The organism is Halorussus marinus (assembly GCF_004521895.1).
Lineage (GTDB): Archaea > Halobacteriota > Halobacteria > Halobacteriales > Haladaptataceae > Halorussus > Halorussus marinus.
Window position 1 is genome coordinate 22,808 of sequence record NZ_SBIR01000012.1, and the last position, 17,278, is coordinate 40,085.

At 68.1% G+C, this 17,278-nt stretch carries 15 protein-coding genes and 1 pseudogene; 7 read left to right on the forward strand and 9 right to left on the reverse strand.

The genetic code is table 11. From position 1 onward, the window contains the following. The first annotated feature begins 250 nt into the window (after positions 1 to 250). Complete coding sequence (gene gyrB, locus EPL04_RS14835) at positions 251 to 2,170, forward strand: DNA topoisomerase (ATP-hydrolyzing) subunit B (RefSeq protein ID WP_134671979.1); 1,920 nt, start codon at positions 251 to 253, stop codon at positions 2,168 to 2,170. Continuing rightward, positions 2,167 to 4,659 (forward strand): DNA gyrase subunit A, encoded by a 2,493-nt coding sequence (gyrA, locus tag EPL04_RS14840; protein ID WP_134671980.1) that lies wholly within the window; start codon positions 2,167 to 2,169, stop codon positions 4,657 to 4,659. The genes gyrB and gyrA overlap by 4 nt, the downstream gene beginning before the upstream one ends. On the opposite strand, the gene EPL04_RS14845 is transcribed toward gyrA, so the two are convergent. The 3 genes from EPL04_RS14845 to EPL04_RS14855 form a co-directional block, all read right to left on the reverse strand. Further along, positions 4,660 to 5,325 (reverse strand): HAD family hydrolase, encoded by a 666-nt coding sequence (locus EPL04_RS14845; RefSeq protein ID WP_134671981.1) that lies wholly within the window; start codon positions 5,323 to 5,325, stop codon positions 4,660 to 4,662. 146 nt (positions 5,326 to 5,471) lie between these two features. Continuing rightward, positions 5,472 to 6,392: an arginase gene (gene rocF / locus EPL04_RS14850; protein WP_134671982.1), complete on the reverse strand. Its 921-nt coding sequence runs from the start codon at positions 6,390 to 6,392 to the stop codon at positions 5,472 to 5,474. A 96-nt stretch (positions 6,393 to 6,488) separates the two neighbouring features. Further along, entirely contained in the window at positions 6,489 to 7,418 is a 930-nt protein-coding gene (locus EPL04_RS14855; RefSeq protein ID WP_134671983.1) for an NAD-dependent epimerase/dehydratase family protein, read from the reverse strand. A 154-nt stretch (positions 7,419 to 7,572) separates the two neighbouring features. On the opposite strand from EPL04_RS14855, the gene EPL04_RS14860 reads away from it, so the two are divergent. Together EPL04_RS14860 and EPL04_RS14865 are read left to right on the forward strand one after the other, a co-directional pair. Beyond that, on the forward strand, positions 7,573 to 8,106 hold the full coding sequence (locus EPL04_RS14860) for an Rrf2 family transcriptional regulator (RefSeq protein ID WP_134671984.1): 534 nt from the start codon (positions 7,573 to 7,575) through the stop codon (positions 8,104 to 8,106). Between the two features lie 223 nt (positions 8,107 to 8,329). After that, complete coding sequence (locus tag EPL04_RS14865; RefSeq protein WP_134671985.1) at positions 8,330 to 9,487, forward strand: NAD(P)/FAD-dependent oxidoreductase; 1,158 nt, start codon at positions 8,330 to 8,332, stop codon at positions 9,485 to 9,487. Positions 9,488 to 9,508: 21 nt separating this feature from the next. On the opposite strand, the gene EPL04_RS14870 is transcribed toward EPL04_RS14865, so the two are convergent. Together EPL04_RS14870 and EPL04_RS14875 are read right to left on the reverse strand one after the other, a co-directional pair. Beyond that, positions 9,509 to 9,943 carry an adenylyltransferase/cytidyltransferase family protein gene (locus tag EPL04_RS14870; RefSeq protein ID WP_134671986.1) on the reverse strand — a complete coding sequence of 145 codons (435 nt, stop codon included), beginning with the start codon at positions 9,941 to 9,943 and terminating at the stop codon, positions 9,509 to 9,511. Continuing rightward, the gene (locus EPL04_RS14875; RefSeq protein ID WP_134671987.1) at positions 9,940 to 10,446 is read right to left on the reverse strand and encodes a Mov34/MPN/PAD-1 family protein; all 507 of its coding nucleotides are present in this window, start codon (positions 10,444 to 10,446) and stop codon (positions 9,940 to 9,942) included. The genes EPL04_RS14870 and EPL04_RS14875 overlap by 4 nt, the downstream gene beginning before the upstream one ends. Positions 10,447 to 10,553: 107 nt before the next feature. Between EPL04_RS14875 and EPL04_RS14880 the strand changes: the two genes are divergently transcribed. Continuing rightward, a complete protein-coding gene (locus tag EPL04_RS14880) occupies positions 10,554 to 12,455 on the forward strand; it encodes a DHH family phosphoesterase (protein WP_134671988.1) in 1,902 nt (633 codons plus the stop codon). On the opposite strand, the gene EPL04_RS14885 is transcribed toward EPL04_RS14880, so the two are convergent. Then, positions 12,452 to 14,098, reverse strand: a complete 1,647-nt coding sequence (locus tag EPL04_RS14885; protein WP_134671989.1) for a phospholipase D-like domain-containing protein — start codon at positions 14,096 to 14,098, stop codon at positions 12,452 to 12,454. The genes EPL04_RS14880 and EPL04_RS14885 overlap by 4 nt on opposite strands. A gap of 79 nt (positions 14,099 to 14,177) precedes the next feature. On the opposite strand from EPL04_RS14885, the gene EPL04_RS14890 reads away from it, so the two are divergent. Then, positions 14,178 to 14,420, forward strand: a complete 243-nt coding sequence (locus EPL04_RS14890; protein ID WP_209019640.1) for a hypothetical protein — start codon at positions 14,178 to 14,180, stop codon at positions 14,418 to 14,420. 88 nt (positions 14,421 to 14,508) lie between these two features. On the opposite strand, the pseudogene EPL04_RS19540 reads toward EPL04_RS14890, so the two are convergent. The 3 genes and pseudogenes from EPL04_RS19540 to EPL04_RS14900 form a co-directional block, all read right to left on the reverse strand. After that, positions 14,509 to 14,565 (reverse strand): annotated as a pseudogene (locus EPL04_RS19540) (hypothetical protein); the annotation flags it as partial. 76 nt (positions 14,566 to 14,641) lie between these two features. Beyond that, complete coding sequence (locus EPL04_RS14895) at positions 14,642 to 15,904, reverse strand: HEAT repeat domain-containing protein (RefSeq protein ID WP_134671990.1); 1,263 nt, start codon at positions 15,902 to 15,904, stop codon at positions 14,642 to 14,644. 57 nt (positions 15,905 to 15,961) lie between these two features. Next, a complete protein-coding gene (locus tag EPL04_RS14900) occupies positions 15,962 to 16,687 on the reverse strand; it encodes a protein sorting system archaetidylserine synthase (protein ID WP_134671991.1) in 726 nt (241 codons plus the stop codon). A gap of 113 nt (positions 16,688 to 16,800) precedes the next feature. On the opposite strand from EPL04_RS14900, the gene EPL04_RS14905 reads away from it, so the two are divergent. Then, positions 16,801 to 17,241, forward strand: coding sequence for a plastocyanin/azurin family copper-binding protein (locus EPL04_RS14905; protein WP_134671992.1), 441 nt, complete (start codon positions 16,801 to 16,803; stop codon positions 17,239 to 17,241). The last annotated feature ends 37 nt before the right edge of the window (positions 17,242 to 17,278 follow it).

Consider the following 17,278-nt stretch of genomic DNA (forward strand, 5'->3'; position numbering starts at 1 on the left):
CTCAGGTAACGACGGGACATTTATAGCCTTCTCGGTGGACCGGAGTGAAAGTGAAAGTGGAGACGGCGGTCGGGGGCGACCGCGATACACACCATTCGACTATACGAATTGCCGAGCCGAGATGACACCCGACGTGACAGGACGCTCTCCGCGCCGTTCGCGGCGAAACCCTCAGTCACCTGACCTAGCATTCGCGCGCGCGTGTGCGAGGGTTTTATCCGTACCCGACTACTACCGTGAGACAGTCTTTATGAGTCAGGAAAGTGAGTACGGGGCCGGGCAAATCCAGGTCCTCGAAGGGTTACAGGCGGTGCGCAAGCGCCCGGCGATGTACATCGGGTCGACCGACGCGCGGGGGCTCCATCACCTCGTGTTCGAGGTCGTTGACAACTCTATCGACGAGGCGCTCGCCGGCTACTGTGACTCGATTGATGTAACTATCCACGGTGACGGGTCGGTGAGCATCTCCGACGACGGCCGGGGCGTCCCGGTCGACACCCACGAGGAGTACGACAAGCCCGCGGTCGAAGTCATCCTGACGGTCCTCCACGCTGGCGGGAAGTTCGATAACAAGTCCTATCAGGTCTCGGGCGGCCTCCACGGCGTCGGCGTCAGCGTCGTCAACGCGCTGGCCGCCGAGCTCCGGATCGAGGTGAAACGCGACGGCGCGCTCTGGCGACAGGAGTTCGAGCGCGGCGAGCCCGCCGCTCCGCTACAGCGGGTCCGGGATCTCGACCCCGACGAGGGGACCGGCACCACGATCCGGTTCTGGCCCGACGGCGACATCTTCGAGACCACCGAGTTCACCTACTCGACGCTCGAGAGCCGACTGCGCGAACTCGCCTTTCTCAACTCCGGGGTCGAGATCGGCCTCGCCGACGAGCGCGAGGCCGACGGCCAGTCGGACACGTTCAAGTACGACGGCGGCATCCGGGAGTTCGTCGCGTACCTCAACGAGACGAAGTCGCCGCTCCACGACGACGTCATCTACTTCGAGAACGAAGCGCAGGACATCCGGGTCGAGGTGGCGATGCAGGCGACCGACGAGCTTCAGGGGTCGCTCCACGCGTTCGCCAACAACATCAACACCCGCGAGGGCGGCACCCACCTCACCGGATTCAAGACCGCGCTGACGCGGTACGTCAACGACTACGCCGACGAGAACGGACTGCTCGGCGACCTAGACGAGAACCTCAAGGGCGAGGACGTCCGGGAGGGGCTGACCGCGGTCATCTCGATCAAGCATCCCGACCCCCAGTTCGAGGGCCAGACCAAGACCAAACTGGGCAACAGCGAGGTCCGGGGCATCGTCGAGTCGGCGATCCACGAGGGGCTCGCTACGTACTTCGAGGAGAACCCCCGGACCGCCGAGGCGATCGTCTCGAAGGCGGTTGAGGCCGCGAAGGCGCGCAAGGCGGCCAAGAAGGCCGAAGAGCTGACCCGACGGAAGAACGCGCTGGAATCGAGCGCGCTCCCGGGCAAGCTCGCGGACTGTCAGTCCAGAGACCCCAGCGACTCAGAGCTGTTCGTCGTCGAGGGCGACTCGGCGGGCGGATCGGCAAAGCAGGGTCGAAACCGCGAGAATCAGGCCATCCTCCCGCTGAAGGGGAAGATCCTCAACGTCGAGAAACACCGGCTCGATCGCATCCTCGAGAACGACGAGATCCGGTCGCTCATCACCGCGCTCGGGACGGGTATCGGCGACGAGTTCGACATCGAGGAGGCCCGGTACAACCGGATCATCATCATGACCGACGCCGACGTCGACGGCGCCCACATCCGGACGTTGTTGTTGACGCTTCTGTATCGCCACATGAAGCCGCTGATCGAGGCGGGCTACGTGTACGCGGCCCAGCCGCCCCTCTACCGGGTCCGGTATCGCGGCGAGACCTACGACGCGATGACCGAGGCCGAGCGCGACCGGATCGTCGAGGAAGTGTGCGACGGCAATCCCACGCAGGTCCAGCGGTTCAAGGGCCTCGGGGAGATGAACCCCGACCAGCTCTGGGAGACCACGATGAACCCCGAGAACCGCGTCCTCAAGCAGATCACCATCGAGGACGGCGCGGCCGCCGACAAGATGTTCTCGGTGCTGATGGGCGACGCCGTCGAACCGCGAAAGCAGTTCATCAAAGAACACGCAACCGAAGCGGAGTGGGTCGACATATGAGTTCGGAAGTACCCGATCCGGCCGACGTCGGCGCCGCGGAAGTCACGTCGGCCCGGATCGAAGACGAGATGGAGCAGAGTTACATCGACTACGCGATGTCCGTCATCGCGGGGCGTGCGCTCCCCGACGTCCGCGACGGGCTGAAGCCGGTCCACCGCCGGGTCCTCTACGCGATGCACGAGGAGGGGGTCACCAGCGGCTCCAGCCACCGCAAGAGCTCCTCGGTGGTCGGCGACACGATGGGTGACTACCACCCTCACGGCGACTCGGCGATCTACGACACGCTGGTCCGGATGGCACAGGACTTCTCGATGCGGTATCCGCTGGTCGACGGACAGGGGAACTTCGGTTCGATCGACGGCGATCCCGCCGCCGCGATGCGGTACACCGAGGCCCGGATGAGCCCCATCTCCGAGGAGTTGCTCGCCGACATCGAGATGGACACCGTCGACTTCCAGCCCAACTACGACGACCGCCTCCAGGAGCCGGAGGTCCTTCCCTCGGCGTTCCCGAACCTGCTGGTCAACGGGTCGTCGGGCATCGCGGTCGGCATGTCGACGAACGTCCCGCCCCACAACCTCGGGGAAGTGATCGACGCGACCGTCGAGCTCATCGAAGACCCCGACGCGACCGTCGAGGACCTGATGGACCACGTCAAGGGGCCCGACTTCCCGACCGGCGCGAACATCGTCGGCCGGAACGCGGTCCACGCCGCGTACAAGACCGGCCGCGGACGCATCCGGATGCGCGCGGAGTTCGAGGTCGAGGAACGCGAGAACGGGAGCGACCGCATCGTCATCACCGAGCTCCCCTACCAGACCAACAAGGCCCGGATGATCGAGAAGATGGCCGACGCGGTCAACGAGGGGTCCCTGGAGGGCATCCGGGACCTCCGCGACGAGTCCGACCGCGACGGCATCCGAGTCGTCGTCGAACTCAAGCGGAACGCGATGACCGAGGTCGTCAAAAACCAACTGCTCGAGAGCTACCTCGAGAAGACGTTCGGCGTCATCAACCTCGCGCTGGTCGATGGCGAACCCCGGGTCCTCTCGCTGAAAGAGACCCTCGAACACTACCTCGACCACCGCAAGGAGGTCGTGCGCCGGCGGAGCCAGTACGAACTCGACGAGGCCCAGGACCGCGCCCACATCCTCGAAGGCCGGCTCACCGCGCTCGAACACGCAGACGACGTGGTCGAGATCATCCGCGACGCAGAGGATCGCGACGCCGCGAAAGACGGCCTCCAGTCGGCGTACGGCTTCTCGGACGATCAGGTCGATCACATCGTCCGGATGCAACTCGGGAGCCTCACCTCGATGGAGGCCGCCGAGATCGAAGACGAGTACGAGGACGTCCAGGCCCGCATCGAGCGTCTGGAGACCATCCTCGGCGACGAGTCCGAACTGCTCTCGGTCATCGAGGAGGAACTGCTGGAGATCAAAGACCAGTACGCCGACGAGCGGCGGACCTCGTTCATCGACGACGACGAGGAGGTCACCCGCGAGGACCTCATCGCCGAGGAGGACGTGGTCGTGGTCGTGACCGAGCAGGACTACGTCAAGCGGATGCCCGCCGCCCAGTTCGACGCCCAGAACCGCGGCGGCAAGGGGATCATCGGCGCCGACGTGAAGGAGGGCGACCGGGTCTCGAAGGTGTTCCGGGCCAACTCCCACGACTACCTGCTCTGTTTCACCAATCAGGGGCAGGTCTACCGGCTCAAGACCTACGAGATTCCCGAGATGTCCCGGACCGCCCGGGGCAAATCGGCGGTCAACCTCCTCGATCTGGACGACGGCGAGGAGATCACCGCGGTCGTCAACACCGACGAGTTCGAGGACGACGAGTCGATCAGCATGGTGACCCGGGACGGCTACGTCAAGCGGACCGCCGCCGCCGAGTTCGAGAACATCCTCTCGACTGGCATCATCGCCGCGAAACTCGAAGACGGCGACCAGTTGGTCGACGTCGAGGTCACCGACGGCTCGAAGGACCTGCTGTTGGCCACCGCCGACGGGATGGCGATCCGGTTCGACGAGTCGGAGGCTCGCGAGATGGGTCGGAGCGCCCGCGGGGTCCGCGGCGTCGACCTCGAAGGCGACGACGAAGTGGTCGGCATGGTCGCGGCCGACGCTTCGGGACCGTCGGACGGCGACGACCGGGACCTGCTGACGGTGACCGAGCGCGGCTACGGCAAGCGCACGCCCCTCGGCGAGTACCGGCGCCAGTCCCGAAACGGGAAGGGGCTCGTCGACATCAAGACCGGCGGCCGCAACGGACGGGTCACCTCGGTCAAGGCGGTCGGCCCCGACGAGGACCTCGTCATCATGAGCGCCGACGGCCAGATCATGCGGATCCGGGCGGCCGACATCTCCGAGGTCGGCCGGAACACGATGGGCGTGACGGTGATGGAACTCGAAGGCACCGACGCGGTCGCGAGCGTCGACGTGTTAGCCGAGGCCAGCGACGAGGCGAACGCGGACGCCGAGTAGCTACGTTCGGCCCGCTATCTCTGCGACGCCCCAGAGGTCTTCGACCTCGTAGGTCGGATCGACCGACAGTTCGAGGTCGGCGCGGTGGCTGCGCCGGACGAACGCCGAGTCGAGCCCGGCCCGATCGGCGGCCTCGACGTCGCTCTCGCTGTCGCCGACGAACAGCGCCGATTCGGTGTCGAGGTCCGCGAGCGCGCGTTCGAGGTAGTGTGGATTTGGCTTCTTGCGCCGGACGCTCTCGACGGTTAGCTCCCGGCCGTAGTACGTGTCGAACAGCTCCTCGAATCCGAAGAACTCCACGACGAACTCGATCGTGAGGTGCTGGTTCGAGCTCACGACACCGAAGTCGTGATCGAGGTCCGCGAGCGCCGCCACGTCGTCGTAGCGGTCGCGCTCGCCCTCGCGGAACTCGGTGCGCTGGGCCGCGGCGGCCCGGCGGTCCCGGGCCTCCCAGAAGGCCGCCCGGTCGAGCCCGTAGTGGTCGCACACGCGCCCGAGCAACTCCGGGGTCACGCCGTACATCACGTCCTCGACGTGGCGCTCGTCGGCGTCGTCGACGCCGACCGCCTCGAAGGCGGTCCGGGCGGCCTCCCGAAGCGTCTCCCGAGACGGGGGTTCGACCAGCACGCCGTCGTTGTCGAAGAGGATCGCGTCGTAGTCGGTCACAGTAGCCGACGCGCGCGAGACACTCTTGAGGCCGTCGGTTTTCGCCAAGCCGGCGGGCAGACGGGGGAAGAAAATCACGCATCGAACAGTGCGTCGCTGGCGCGCACACCAGCAGTGCTCCCGCGAGCGACCGCAGGGAACTCGCGTTACAGGATGCGCTTTCCCAGTCCGCTCGCCGCGAGTTCGGTCGCCAGCTCCGCGGTCTCGTTGTGCTCGTCGAGGATCGGGTTGACTTCGACGACCTCCATCGAGCGCAACACGCCCTCGGCCTCGTCGCGTTCGGCGACCGTCTCCAGCGCCGAGTGGGCCTCTCGGTATGTGACCCCGCCCCGGACCGGCGTCCCGACCCCCGGCGCCTCCTTCGGGTCGAGCCAGTCGAGGTCGAGGCTGACGTGGATCCCCTCGGTGCCGTCGCTCGCGATATCGAGGGCGTCCTCGGTGACCGGACCGACGCCGCGCTCGTCGATGTCCGACATGGTGAACGCGGTCACGTCGCTGTCGCGGATCTCCTCGCGCTCGGTGTCGTCGAGGCTCCGGAGCCCGACGATAGCGACGTTCTCTTCGGCGAGGGTCGGGACGTTCGCCCACTCGGTGTCGGCGAAGTCGCCGATGCCCAGCGCGGCCGCCAGCGGCATCCCGTGGACGTTGCCGCTCGGGGACGTCGCCGGCGTGTTGAAGTCGCCGTGGGCGTCGAACCACACCGCGCCGAGGTCGGCGTCCCGGCCCGCCCCGCGCATGGTGCCGACCGCGATGGAGTGGTCCCCGCCGAGCACGAGCGGGAACGCGCCGTCGTCGAGTGCGGCCGCGACCTCGTCGGCCAGCCGCGTACAGACGTCGGCGGTCTCCCGGAGGAACTTCGCGGTCCCCTCGCTTGGCTGTTCGGCGTCGGGGTCGCGCTCCTCGGCGTGTGGCACCAGCAGGTCGCCGGTGTCGGTCGTTTCGACGCCCGCCGCCCGGAGTTCGTCGGCCAGTCCCGCGTATCGGATCGCCGAGGGGCCCATGTCGACGCCGCGTCGGTTCGCGCCGAGGTCCATGGGAGTCCCGATCAGCCGCACCTGTCGGCTCATACACGGGCGTTCGGCCGGGTAGTGTAAAGAAGGGTCTGTTTTCGGTTCGGACCGGACCGGAACGGCGGGCGGCGCTCGCGAGCCGTCAGGAGGCGGTCACTTGTACTGGGCACAGACCCGCTCGATGCCCTCCTCGAACCCGATCTCGGGCTCCCAGCCGGTCGCCTCGGCCATCTTGGTGGCGTCGGCCATCGTGTCGTGGACGAACATGTCCTCGGGGATGGGGTTCTCGACGTGTTCGGGTTCGACGTCGGCGTCGAGTTCGTCGGCCAGCAGTTCGACCACTTCGTTCGCGCTGTAGGACTCGCCGGTCCCGAGGTTGTAGATTCCGGTGAGCCGGTGGTCGGCCGCGAGTTCGAGCCCGCGGACGATATCGGAGACGTGCGTGAAATCGCGGGTGTGGCTCCCGTCGCCGTAGATGACCGGCGGTTCGCCGTTCGCGATGTCGTCGGCGAACTGCGCGATGATGTTGGCGTACTCGCCCTTGTGGCCCTCCGAGCCGCCGTAGCCCTGATACACCGAGAAAAACCGCATCCCCGCGACGTCCATGTCGTGGGCGTTCGAAAAGTACTCGCCGTAGCGCTCGCGGGCGAGCTTCGAGGCCTCGTAGCCGGTGTGGGCCTCCACGGCCATGCTCTCGGGCGATGGGTCGGTCCGACTCCCGTAGATCGAGGAGGTCGAGGCGTAGACGACGGTGTCACATCCGTCCCGGCGCGCCTGCTCGACCGCGTTCGCGAACCCCTCGACGTTGACCCGCGCCCCGCGCCGGAGTCCGTCGATGCTGTCCTCGTGCATCGTGAGCGACGACAGCGCCGCGAGGTGAAAGAGCACGTCGACGCCGTCGGTGGGGAGGTCGTCGTCGAGCACGCTCGCGTCGTGGAACTCGACAGACTCGTCGAGGTTCTCGGGCGTTCCGAGATAGCAGTCGTCGACCGCGATCACGTCGTTGTCGGCCGCGAGGTGGTTCGAGAGGTTCGATCCGATGAACCCCGCGCCGCCGGTCACGAGAACGCGATTTCCTTGCATGGTTCGAGAGTCCAGAGCCAGCGCCAAATCGGTGTCGTTCCGTCGTCGATCGGGGGCCGCGGGAAGCACGAGCCCCCTATCCCCGAATTCCGAAAATATCGGGCGCCACCGGCCGTTCGCCGCATTTAAGGAAATCTACCCCCAAGGTTCGGTAATGTCTACTATCGAACTGACCCCGAGCCAGAAGACGATTCTCACCGCCCTCGTCAACCTCCACCGCGACGCCGGCGACGCGGTGAAAGGAGAGGACATCGCCGCGGAGGTCGACCGCAACCCCGGCACCATCCGCAACCAGATGCAGAGCCTCAAAGCGCTCCAGTTGGTCGAGGGCGTCCCCGGGCCGAAGGGCGGCTACAAGCCGACCGCGACCGCGTTCGAGGCCCTCGACGTCCAGCAGATGGACAGCGCCGCGGAGGTACCGCTGGTCCACGACGGCGAACTCATCGAGGAGTCGAACGTCGAGGAGGTCGACCTCACGAGCGTCCACCACCCCGAGCTCTGCCGGGCCGAGATCCACCTTCAGGGGTCGGTTCGTGACTTCGACGAGGGCGACTCGGTTCGCGTGGGTCCGACGCCGCTGTCGAAGCTCGTCGTCGAGGGCACCGTCGACGGCACCGACGACACCAGCAACATCCTCATCCTGAAGATCGACTCGATGGAAGCCCCGTCCGAAGAGCCCGCCCACTGAGTTCGGCCGCCGATATCAGTCTCGCGGCGCCCGCCGGCTCTCACAGATCGGTCTCCGCCTCTCGACGTTCTCTCGTGGTCCCGCGACGCCGGTCGTGTCCGTTCGTCCAGTCGCGTGCTTCGGGTTCGAGCCGTCGGGTTGGCCGCCGTTCGTGGTAGGTACTCTCACTCAACCGCGTGAGGCTTCCAAAGCCTTTGTATCGGAGGACTCCGGAGTTGGCGGTATGACTGAACAGGTCGTCGTGCTCGGCGCGGGGTACGCCGGGGCAGGCGCGATTCAGCGACTCGAAGACGAACTGGACGCCACGGACGCCGAGTTGACCTGGGTCTCCGAGAACGACTACCACCTCGTCCTCCACGAGGCCCACCGTGCCATCCGGGACCCGACCGTCGAGGACGACATCACGATCCCGGTCGGCGAGATCGCCGATCGGTCCACCGAGTTCGTGCAGGCGACGGTCGAAGGGGTCGACACCGAGGCCCAGACGGTCGCGCTCGACGGCGGCGAGGACCTCGACTACGACTACCTCCTCGTCGCGCTCGGGAGCCAGACCGCCTACTACGGCATCCCGGGGATGGAAGAGCACGCGCTCACGCTCAAGAGCCTCGACGACGCGATGGAGATCCACGAGCGAGTCACTCAGGCCGCCGCCGAGGCGTCCCGGAACGACCCGGCGACGATCGTGATCGGCGGCGCCGGACTGTCGGGCATCCAGAGCGCCGGCGAGGTCGCGGAGCTCCGCGACGAGCGGCGCGCGCCCATCGACGTCTACCTCGTCGAGGCGCTCGAAGAGATCATGCCCGGGCAGGACTCCGAGCTTCAGGGCGCGGTCCGAAAGCGCCTCGAAGACGCCGACGTCGAGATCCTGACCGACGACCCGATCACCGAGGCCGACGAGTCGACGATCCACTTCGACGAGGGCGACCCCCTCGATTACGACGTGTTCGTCTGGACCGGCGGCATCACCGGTCAGCAGGCGCTCGACGAGTGCGAACTCGAAAACGAGCACAACCGCGTGACCTGCGAGTCGAACTTCCGGACGAGCGACGACCGGGTGTTCGCCATCGGCGACTCGGCCATCGTCGATCAGGGCGACGGCCCCGCGCCGCCGACCGCCCAGGCCGCCTGGCAGGCCGCCGAGGTCGCCGGCCAGAACGTCGCTCGCGCGATCAACGACCAGCCGCTCGTGACCTGGACCTACGACGACAAGGGGACGCTCGTCTCGGTCGGCGAGAAGGCGATCGCCCACGACGTCGACGTGATCCCGATCCGGACGTTCAACTCCGTGCCCGCGAAGTTCCTCAAGAAGTTCGTCGCCGCCCGGTGGATCGCCGACCTCACCTCGTGGCCTCGCGGTCTGAAGGCCTGGGACTCGCTGTAAGCCGACGGATTTTCTCTGCGATCAGGACCGGCTTCGCTCTTCGAGTATCCGGTCGATGATCCGGCCCGTCGAGAGGAGTTCGCCCTCGTAGGCGGGCTCGCAGGCGCTCGCGCGCCGGACCTCACAATCGAGCCCGCGCCGCGCCAGTTCGTCCGCGATGGCGGCCTCGTCGTGGTGCTGGTCGTGGCCGAGCGCGATCACGTCGGGCGCCAGCTCCTCGATCGGCGCGAAGATGTCCTCGGGGTGGCCGACGATCGCGTCGTCGACCGCCCCGAGCGCCGCCACCACGTCGCGTCGCTGGCGGTTCGCGAGCACCGGCGGCTGTTTGTGCGTGACGTTCTCGCGGCGGGCGACGATGACCGTCAGTCGGTCGCCCATCGCGGCCGCGTCCCGGAGGTAGTGGACGTGTCCGGGGTGGAGCAGATCGAAGGTTCCCTGCGCGATGACGTGAGTCATGGTGAGTCCTGATCGAAGTCGTAGTCGAGTTCGGCGTCGATGTCCGCCTGCGTGAAGTCGAAGAACGATTCGCCTTCGGGGAGCGAAACGTCGAGCACGTCGAGATCGCGGGGCTCGCCCTCCCGACCGAAAGCCGCCCAGTCGTCGTCGCCGTAGGGGTAGCCGATGATGATGTGGACTTTCCCCCGCCCGAAAGTCGACAGATCGGCGTCGCTGGGCTTGAGCACGCCGTTCGGGTGCGAGTGGACCGATCCGACCGAGTTGAAGTCGTTCGGTACCTGACTGGTCTTGACCGTGGCGCTCACCGGGTTCGACTCGGTGCCGGGGATGACCAGCACGTCGGTGATGACGGTCCCGTCGCGGTCGAGTCCGAGCGAGCGGGCGTCTTCGCCCCTGAGAAACCCCATGTACTCGTGGGGGTGGGCGTCCTCGGACGCCGCCAGAGCGAACTGGAGGGCGTCCTCGGCGATGCCGAGAATCTCGCTCGAACGGAACAGCCGCATGGAGAAAACTCCGGGCGGGCGCGTTCTAAAGGTTGCGAACGGCGCGTCGATCCGTCCGGGCCACTTGCAAACCCTTAAAATCGGGCGAACCGAAACCACCGACAAGAATGACTGCTTCAGATTCCGACGCCGAGGGGGACGCCGTGGTCTACGACCTCGACCCGGCGTGTACCGTTTCGGACGTCGAAACCGGCGGCTACTACGCCGCGACGGTCAACGGCGTGGTCGACTACGGCGTGTTCGTCGACCTCTCCGAGTCGGTCTCCGGACTCGTCCACGAGTCGACCTACGACGGTAGCTACGCGGTCGGCGACGACCTCGTGGTCGAACTGACCGAGATCCGAGAGAACGGCGACCTGAGCTTCGAGCCCGTCGACCTCGGCGACCGCGAGACGGTCGCGGTCGAACACGACTACGATATCGCCGACATCGACGAACTCGTCGATCGGGTGGGCGACACTGTCCACCTCGAAGGCGAGGTCGTCCAGATAAAACAGACCGGCGGCCCGACCATCTTCCACCTGAGCGACGAGACGGGAGTCATCCCCTGTGCGGCCTTCGAGGAGGCGGGCGTCCGGGCGTACCCCGAGGTCGAGATCGAGGACGTGATCCGGGTGACGGGCGTAGTCGACGAGCGCGAGGACGGCCTCCAGGTCGAGGTCGAGCGCCTCGACGCCCTGACCGACGGGGACGCCGAGGCGGTCGAGGGGCGGCTCGCGGACGCGCTCGACGACCGCGCCGAACCCGAGGAGACCGAACCGCTGGTCGAGTGGCCCGCACTAACCCAGATGTTCCCGGATCTTCGCGAGGTCGCCGCCCAACTGCGCCGGACCGTCCTCGAGAGCCGGCCGATCCGGGTGCGCCACCACGCCGACGGCGACGGGATGTGCGCCTCGATCCCGGTCCAGTACGCCCTCGAACGGTTCATCGAGGAGACCCACCAAGACCCCGAGGCCAAGCGCCACCTGTTCAAGCGCCTCCCCTCGAAGGCGCCGTTCTACGAGATGGAGGACGTCACCCGCGATCTGAACTTCGCGCTCGAAGACCAGGCCCGCCACGGCCAGAAGCTCCCGCTCCTGTTGATGCTCGACAACGGGAGCACCGCCGAGGACGTGCCGGCCTACGAGAACCTCGCACACTACGACATTCCCATCGTCGTCGTCGACCACCACCACCCCGACCCCGACGCGGTCGAGCCGTTCGTCGACGCCCACGTCAACCCCTACCTCCACGGCGAGGACTACCGCATCACCACCGGGATGATGTGCGTCGAGCTCGCCCGGATGATCTGGCCGCCGATCACCGACGAGCTCCGCCACGTCCCCGCGGTCGCGGGTCTCTGTGACCGGTCGAAAGCCGACGCGATGACCGACTACGTCGCGCTCGCCGAGTCGGAGGGGTACGCGGAGTCGACGCTCCGGGACGTCGGCGAGGCACTCGACTACGCCGCCCACTGGCTGAAGTACGACGCCGGGCGAAACATCATCAACGACGTGTTGAACGTCGGGACCGACGACGAGGAGCGCCACCGCGAGCTCGTCGAGTTCCTCGCGGGGCGGGCCGAATCCGACGTCGACGACCAGCTCGACGCCGCAATGGCCCACGTCGAACACGAGCGCCTCGACAGCGACGCTCACCTCTACCGGATCGACGTGGAGAACCACGCCTACCGGTTCACCTACCCCGCGCCGGGCAAGACCACCGGCGAGATCCACGACCGGAAGGTCCAAGAGACCGGCGAGCCCGTCATCACCATCGGCTACGGCCCGGACTTCGCAGTGCTCCGGAGCGACGGCGTGCGCCTCGACATCCCCGAGATGGTCTCGGAGCTCAACGAGGAGATCGTCGGCGGCGGCGTCTCGGGCGGCGGTCACCTCGTCGTCGGCTCGATCAAGTTCGTGCCCGGCATGCGCGAGGAAGTCCTCGACGCGCTCGTCGAGAAGATGGCCGACGCCGAACTCGACGAAGACCTCCAGAGCACGGTCGTCGGCCACGAGCAGAACGACTAGCGCTCGAACGTCACCTCCCTTCTCGCGAGCAGTATCGCCGCGAGCGCACCGACCGCGACGGCCCCGATCAGCCCGACGGCCGGGGGCTCGCCGCCGGGCGCGCTCGCCGACCAGTCGCGGTCGAAGGCCGCGGCGTAGTAGCCGCCGACCTCCTCGCCCCGGAGCACGGCGACGACCTCCCGGTTGTCCCGGGCCGAGTTGTTGTTCCAGTTGAGGCTCCCGACCGCGGCCGCCTCGCCGTCGACGACCACGCCCTTCGCGTGGATCTTCTCGTAGCGGCCCGCCGGACGGGCGACCCGCGCCTCCAGCGAGAGGTCCGCCGCGGCAGCACGCTCGTTTAACCACTCGACCAGCGCGCGGTTCTCCGACTCGACGTACCACGCGTTGCTCACCAAGAGGCGCACCTCGACCCCGCGGCGGGCCGCCCGGAGCGCGGCCCGCACGAACGGCTGTGCGCGTCCGCCGACCGCGGACTGTTGGACGCGGATCGACTCGTCGGCCGCGTCGAGCAACGCGACCAGTTCGGACTCGGCGTTGTCGGGCGCGACCAGCACCTCCGTCGATTCGACCCGGACCGACGCCGGCGCGATTTCGGCCGGGAACGTCCCGTTCGCGGGAGTCGACGGCTCGAAGCTCCGGCCCTCGCTGAACGCCGACCACGCGATCGCGCCCCGACCGTCGGCGTCGGCTTCGAACACCCTCGCCAGAGCGTCTGCGGCCTCGGGGTTCCGGAGGGTGACGCCCCAGCCCCGACTCGCTCGGCCGCCGGTTCCGGCCGGCTTCCAGTTTTCGGTGAGCACGAGCGCCCGGTCGTCGGCGACCGCGTACTTCGGGTGGTGGAAGTCGTAGCGGGCGGTCGGCCCGCCGACGACTCGGACGTCGACCCCGCGCGCGACCAGCGAGTCGAGCAGTCTGGCCTGCCGACGGGTCATCCCGCCGACCGGCGCGCCGTCGAGCAGGAGTCGAACGTCGACCCCCCGTCGCTCGGCGTCCGCGAGCGCGTCGGCGACCCGCGCCGACCCGAAGGTGTACCCCGCCACGAGGAGTCGATCGTCGGCGTTCCGGAGCGGGTCGAGCGCCGCTTCGGGAGCGTCGGGCAGGACGAACGCGGTCGCGTTCGCGGGCCCGGTGTCGGCGACCCGGAAGTCGGTCGCGCCGAGCGGTTCCCACACCCAGTCGCCGCCCTCGCGGTGCCAGCGGTCGCCCTCGGGCGCGTCGGGGTACGAGACGGTCGCGACGGTCTCGTTGCCGACCAGCCGGACGGTCTCGCCGCCGTTCGCCAGCGCGAGGTGGCCCGCGAGTCCGACGACTCGCTCGTCGGTCAGATTCCGCGCGACTTCGGGGTCGGTCGAGAGGGCGACGGTACCCGAGAGGGTGCGGTTCGGGAGCCGCGCGCTCGACTCGTCGTCGCGCAGGCGCCACCCCGAGACGTCCGTCGCCGCGGGCATCCGAACGACGAGGAACTCCCCGGCGTCGTTGGGCGTCGCGGGGTTCGGATAGACGGCCCGAATCTCCGGGGCGGTAGCGCTCTGGGCGCGAACGGCGTCCGGAGAGACGCTCGCGGTGGCAGCCGGCGGGACGGCACAGATCGCCGGACCGGCGACCGCAAGCACGACGAGGACTGCGAGGATGGACGGGCGCACGGGTCGGGGTGGTCCCGCCTTCGGATTTAAAGCCTCGGGGACCGGTGGATTTTTGCTCGACAGGTTCGGCGGTGTTCGTATGGTCGCGACCGCGTTGGCGATCGAACTGGCGGGGTACGCGCTCGGCGCGCTGGGAGCCAGCCTCGTCTTCTTCGAGTTCTTCCAGATGCCGAGCTACGTCGAGTACAGCTCCGAGTACAACGACTACAGCGTCGACATCTCGCCGGCGGAGGTGACCGAACACACCTGGGCTGGGCGGGTCGGCGCGTTCCTCATCGCGGTCGCGTTCGCGCTCCAGTTTCTGGCGGCGTTACTCCGCTGACGGGTGGACGACGTCCCGACAGTCGGGACACTCCGCGAACGCGGCCGGCCGGCCGGCCCTCCGACTCGTACTCGATGAGCACGTAGTCGCGGGTGATCGACCCGTGACAGTTCGGACACTGGCCGAACGGCTGTCGGCGTGTCATGTCCAGCTACCCGAAGAAAGCTCACCGCGGCCTTTGTTATCCGGCGTGTAAGACGGAGTAATCGGGTGTTACCGATTCAGAGCGCCTTCTCGGCCTCGCTCTGGACGAGGAACGCCCGGTCGTCGGTGTACGGACGGACGGCGTCGAGCGCACGCTCGGTGCCGATCTGGTTCAGCGCCCACGCCGCGCTGGCCCGCACCTCGTCGGCCTCGTCGTTTTCGAGGGTGTCCGCGAGCGGTTCGATCGCGCGGGTGTCACCGATGAGCCCCAGCGCGCGGGCGGCCTGACTCCGGACCGACGGGTCGTCGGCCACGAGCCGGTCGGCCACCGGCTGGGTCGCTTCGTCGCTACCGATCTCGCCGGCCGCCTTGAGCGCGGGCTTGGCGAGGTTGGGGTCCGAATCGACGTAGTCGAGCACGGCGTCGAGGCCCTCTTCCTCCCCGATCTTGCCGAGGATGCGGATCGCGGGCTTGTCCCGCCGACCCGCCCGCTCGACCATCGCGTCGAGCGAGTCGGGGTTGCCCATCCGTTCGAGCGATTCGAGGCAGTGGCGCTCCATGAAGTTCGACTCGAGGCTCTCGAGCGCGAGCAACACCATGTCGGCCCGGTCGCGCTTCTCCCAGACCTTCAGGGCGTGCCACTCCGGCGGGTAGTCCTTGCGGTGGTCGAGAACCTCGTAGAAGCCCTGTGCGCGGAGTTGATCGCGGGTTTCGAGGTCGTCCCACTCCTCGGCGTCCTCGACGCCGGTTTGGAGCGTCTCGGCGGCCTCGACCAGTTGCGCGATCGTGTCGGCGTCGTCGTCGGGATCGAGCGCCGCGTCGCCCACCGCGACCGCGGCGTCCGAGAGCGCCGACGAGAGGTCCTCGATGTCGGTCGTGAGGCTCGCGGCGAGGTCGGTGTCGAGAATCTCTTCGACCTCGGCGACGAAGGTCTCGACCGTCTCCCGGAGCTGGTCGCGGCCGTCGTCGGTCCACCGGGTGTCGGCGACGGTCGACTCGACGCCCTCGATCTCCTCGATGACGTCCTCTGCGTAGGGGCCCCGGGCGGCTTCGAGGTCCCCGCGCAGATCCGAGAGTTGCGACTCGTACTCCTCGCGCCGGCTCTCCTCGTCCTCGTCGTCGGGCTCGGGGAGGTCGGCGCTCTCGAGCAGTCCCTCGATCTTGTCGAGTTCGGCCTCGACGGCGTCGAGGTCGGTCTCGGTCTCGGCGGCGTCGAGGTTCTGGGCGGCGGCGTCGAGTTGGTCCTCGACGGTGTCCGCCGAGACGGGCGTCTGGGCGTCCGCCTCGGCTGGGTCGTCCTTAGCGTCCTCCGCGGGCGCGTCGGCCTCGTCGTCGCTCATGCGGCCCACCCCGCTGGACTGGCTCGGCTCATATACCCGAAACTGGGTTCGTACGCCTCAAGAGCGTTTCCCTTCCATCTGAGCCGCGGGCCGGGCGTCCGAGCCCTCGCGCCAGTAGAATCGGGGCGCGAGCAGGAGGTACGCGAGCGCCGCCCCGAGCAACAGCCGGGGGAACGCCCGCCCGAACGCGGTCGGCGCGAGCACCGCGAGGAGCTGTACGCCACCCATCGCGATCGCATCGCGGGCGAACAGGTCGGGGTAGGGAATGCAGGTCACCATCAGGTACGCGAACGCGGCGGTCGCGCCGACGAGCACGGCGGCGCTCTCGACGCCCGCCAGCACCGCCGCCGCCAGCAGGGTGGCCGCGAGCGTCGAGGGGACGCCCTCCGTGCGGTGGTCGCCGACGTCGTAAGCGGTGTAGAGGCCGAGTCGAACGACCGCCATCGCCACGAACAGCGCTGGCACGCAGAACGCCGCCGCGCTCGCGAGCGACGGACCGCCGAGCCCCCACTGCTCGCGCGCGATCACGAACGAGATGAACGCCGGCGCGACCCCGAAGGAGGCGACGTCGGCCAGCGAGTCGAGGTACTCTCCGGCGGGCGTCCCGCCGGTCCGGCGCGCGACGACCCCGTCGAGGCCGTCGGCGATCGCCGCGAGCAACACCACGCGCGCCGCGAGTTCGGGTTCGACGGTGGCGGCGACGGCCGCGAGAAAGCCCAGTCCGGCGTTCGCGACCGTCACGGCGTCGGCGAGGCCGAGCCGACCGACGAACCGAGGTTGCATACGTTCGGGGTCGGTGATCGGCCTTCATACGTTTTTATAATCGACCGCCCCCGCGTCGGCCCGACCGCCGGGCTTCCGTGAGCCATATACCTTCGCCGTCCCGAGAGTCGACCATGGACCGCCGAACGTTTCTCGCCGGGGCGTCTGGCGTCGCGACGGTCGGGCTCGCTGGCTGTGCGCGGCTCGGCATCACCGAACCGGACGACTCGGGAGGCGACGACGCCGACCACGACGTGGGGATGGGCGCGTCGTTCTTCCGGCCGGCCGAGATAACCGTCAAGGCCGGAACCACGGTCGTCTTCCAGAACACGGGCAACCGCCGCCACACCGTCACCGCGTACGAGTCCGGGATCCCCGAGGACGCCGAGTTCTTCGCGTCGGGCGGGTTCGACACCGAGCAGGCCGCCCGCGAGGGGTGGATGGCCGGCTTCGAGGGTCGCATCGAGTCGGGCGAGGTGTACGAACACACCTTCGAGGTGCCCGGCGAGTACCAGTACTTCTGTATCCCCCACGAGCCGTCGGGGATGGTCGGAACCGTCGTCGTGACGGAGTAGCCACTCTGGACCGTCGATAAAACGAAAAATGCGACCG

Coding starts and splice junctions, on each gene's coding strand:
- EPL04_RS14880 (WP_134671988.1), top strand. CDS start 10,554: ATGACTGCTTCAGATTCCGACGCCGAGGGGGACGCCGTGGTCTACGAC.
- EPL04_RS14875 (WP_134671987.1), bottom strand. CDS start 10,446: ATGCGGCTGTTCCGTTCGAGCGAGATTCTCGGCATCGCCGAGGACGCC.
- gyrB (WP_134671979.1), top strand. CDS start 251: ATGAGTCAGGAAAGTGAGTACGGGGCCGGGCAAATCCAGGTCCTCGAA.
- EPL04_RS14905 (WP_134671992.1), top strand. CDS start 16,801: ATGGACCGCCGAACGTTTCTCGCCGGGGCGTCTGGCGTCGCGACGGTC.
- EPL04_RS14895 (WP_134671990.1), bottom strand. CDS start 15,904: ATGAGCGACGACGAGGCCGACGCGCCCGCGGAGGACGCTAAGGACGAC.
- EPL04_RS14860 (WP_134671984.1), top strand. CDS start 7,573: ATGTCTACTATCGAACTGACCCCGAGCCAGAAGACGATTCTCACCGCC.
- EPL04_RS14865 (WP_134671985.1), top strand. CDS start 8,330: ATGACTGAACAGGTCGTCGTGCTCGGCGCGGGGTACGCCGGGGCAGGC.
- EPL04_RS14855 (WP_134671983.1), bottom strand. CDS start 7,418: ATGCAAGGAAATCGCGTTCTCGTGACCGGCGGCGCGGGGTTCATCGGA.
- EPL04_RS14890 (WP_209019640.1), top strand. CDS start 14,178: ATGGTCGCGACCGCGTTGGCGATCGAACTGGCGGGGTACGCGCTCGGC.
- EPL04_RS14870 (WP_134671986.1), bottom strand. CDS start 9,943: ATGACTCACGTCATCGCGCAGGGAACCTTCGATCTGCTCCACCCCGGA.
- gyrA (WP_134671980.1), top strand. CDS start 2,167: ATGAGTTCGGAAGTACCCGATCCGGCCGACGTCGGCGCCGCGGAAGTC.
- EPL04_RS14900 (WP_134671991.1), bottom strand. CDS start 16,687: ATGCAACCTCGGTTCGTCGGTCGGCTCGGCCTCGCCGACGCCGTGACG.
- rocF (WP_134671982.1), bottom strand. CDS start 6,392: ATGAGCCGACAGGTGCGGCTGATCGGGACTCCCATGGACCTCGGCGCG.